1 rRNA gene (running past one end of the window) is annotated in these 2,967 nt (G+C 58.1%); it reads left to right on the top strand.

What is annotated here, in order from left to right:
* Positions 1-2,946: ribosomal RNA gene (locus GV368_RS10755) — 23S ribosomal RNA — on the top strand; it begins 405 nt to the left of the window's first position.
* The last annotated feature ends 21 nt before the right edge of the window (positions 2,947-2,967 follow it).

A 2,967-nucleotide genomic window follows, 5' to 3' on the forward strand; every position in this document is an offset into this window, starting at 1 on the left:
ATCAACCGAGATTCCCCAAGTAGTGGCGAGCGAACGGGGAGTAGCCTGCACGACCAACCCAACGGCTCAGCAGAACGGCTCTGGAAAGACCGGCCACAGCGGGTGATAGCCCCGTATGCGAAAAGCCGTCGGGGGGTCTAAGCGTGCGAGAAGTAGGGCGGGGCACGAGAAACCCTGTCCGAAGATGGGGGGACCATCCTCCAAGGCTAAATACTCGTGATCGACCGATAGTGAACCAGTACCGTGAGGGAAAGGCGAAAAGAACCCCGGCGAGGGGAGTGAAATAGAACCTGAAACCGCATGCATACAAACAGTGGGAGCCCCTCCTTTAATGGCCTTCGGGTTCTTTCGGCGGAGCGCACGCAGTGCGCGTAGCCAAAAGACTTTCAGATTGAAATAGATCTGGAGCGAAGACCAAACCTTCCAGTTGGAGGGCCATTAAAGGAGGGGTGACTGCGTACCTTTTGTATAATGGGTCAGCGACNCGGCCTTCGGGGCTTTGACGCCGGCGCGTTGCGACGGCGGCAAAAGTTCGAAGGAAGAAGTGAAATGGACCTCTAGCGTCCTGAGGGCGAGAGGGCCGTTAGAGGAGGGGTGACTGCGTACCTTTTGTATAATGGGTCAGCGACTTACGTTGCGTGGCGAGCTTAACCGAATAGGGGAGGCGAAGCGAAAGCGAGTCCGAACAGGGCGAGGAAGTCGCGCGGCGTAGACCCGAAACCGGGTGATCTATCCATGGCCAGGGTGAAGGCACCCTAACCGGTGCTGGAGGCCCGAACCCACTACTGTTGCAAAAGTAGGGGATGAGCTGTGGATAGGGGTGAAAGGCTAAACAAACCCGGAAATAGCTGGTTCTCCCCGAAAGCTATTGAGGTAGCGCGTCGCATGGACACTTGCGGGGGTAGAGCACTGTCATCGTTGGGGGGGTCATTGCGATCTACCCCGCGATAGCAAACTCCGAATACCGCAAAGTGATGTGCGGCAGACAGACACCGGGTGCTAACGTCCGGTGTCGAGAGGGAAACAACCCAGACCGCCAGCTAAGGCCCCCAATGCGTGGCTAAGTGGGAAACGAAGTGGGAAGGCGAAGACAGCTAGGAGGTTGGCTTAGAAGCAGCCACCCTTTGAAGAAAGCGTAATAGCTCACTAGTCGAGTCGTCCTGCGCGGAAGATGTAACGGGGCTCAAGCCACGAGCCGAAGCTGCGGATGCGTGCCCTCGGGGCACGCGTGGTAGGGGAGCGTTCGGTACGCCTGCGAAGGTGGCCCGAGAGGGCTGCTGGAGGTATCCGAAGTGCGAATGCTGACATGAGTAGCGATAAAACGGGTGAAAAGCCCGTTCGCCGAAAGCCCAAGGGTTCCGACGCAACGTTCATCGGCGTCGGGTCAGTCGGCCCCTAAGGCGAGGCCGAAAGGCGTAGTCGATGGGAAACGGGTCAACATTCCCGTACCATCCTGTAATGCGATGGGGGGACGAAGAAGGCTAAGTGGGTCGGGTGTTGGACGTCCCGATTCAAGCCCGTAGCCTGGCGCGGTAGGCAAATCCGCCGCGCTAGAGGTGAGAGGTGATGACGAGGGTGAGCTACGGCTCGCCCAAGCCACCGACGCCCCGCTTCCAGGAAAAGCCTCTAAGCTTCAGTTACAGGATGACCGTACCGCAAACCGACACAGGTGGGCTGGTGTCAAAGCACCAAGGCGCTTGAGAGAACCCAGGAGAAGGAACTCGGCAAATTGACACCGTAACTTCGGGAGAAGGTGTGCCCCCAGTAGGTGAGTCTGCACGCCAGACGAGCCCAACGGGGTCGCAGAGAATCGGGGGCTGCGACTGTTTATTAAAAACACAGCACTCTGCCAAGACGAAAGTCGACGTATAGGGTGTGACGCCTGCCCGGTGCCGGAAGGTTAAGTGATGGGGTGCAAGCTCCTGATCGAAGCCCCGGTAAACGGCGGCCGTAACTATAACGGTCCTAAGGTAGCGAAATTCCTTGTCGGGTAAGTTCCGACCTGCACGAATGGCGTAACGATGGCCCCACTGTCTCCTCCTGGGACTCAGCGAAATTGAAATGGTTGTGAAGATGCAATCTCCCCGCGGCTAGACGGAAAGACCCCATGAACCTTTACTGTAGCTTTGCATTGGACTTTGATGTGGCCTGTGTAGGATAGGTGGGAGGCTGAGAAACCGGGGCGCCAGCTCCGGCGGAGCCGCCCTTGAAATACCACCCTGGTCACCTCGGGGTTCTAACCGCGCACCGTACATCCGGTGCCGGGACCGTGCATGGCAGGCAGTTTGACTGGGGCGGTCTCCTCCCAAAAGGTAACGGAGGAGCACGAAGGTACGCTTGGCACGGTCGGAAATCGTGCTGTATGTGCAAGGGCATAAGCGTGCTTGACTGTGAGGCCGACAAGCCGAACAGGTGCGAAAGCAGGTCCTAGTGATCCGGTGGTTCTGTATGGAAGGGCCATCGCTCAACGGATAAAAGGTACTCTGGGGATAACAGGCTGATACCGCCCAAGAGTTCACATCGACGGCGGTGTTTGGCACCTCGATGTCGGCTCATCTCATCCTGGGGCTGTAGTCGGTCCCAAGGGTATGGCTGTTCGCCATTTAAAGAGGTACGTGAGCTGGGTTTAAAACGTCGTGAGACAGTTTGGTCCCTATCTGCCGTGGGCGCTGGAAGTTTGAGGGGATCTGCTCCTAGTACGAGAGGACCGGAGTGGACGCACCTCTGGTGTACCGGTTGTCACGCCAGTGGCACCGCCGGGTAGCTAAGTGCGGAAGGAATAACCGCTGAAAGCATCTAAGCGGGAAATCCCCCCCAAGATGAGACTTCCCCGGGGGCTCGACCCCCCTGAAGGGCCGTGGAAGACCACCACGTCGATAGGGCGCAGGTGTAAGGCGGGTAACCGCTTGAGCTGAGCGCTACTAATTGCCCGTGCGGCTTGATCCTATAGCCGTGCCATGCACCCCA

It is taken from the genome of Tepidiphilus baoligensis, assembly GCF_012911495.1.
GTDB classification, from domain to species: Bacteria; Pseudomonadota; Gammaproteobacteria; order Burkholderiales; family Rhodocyclaceae; genus Tepidiphilus; species Tepidiphilus olei.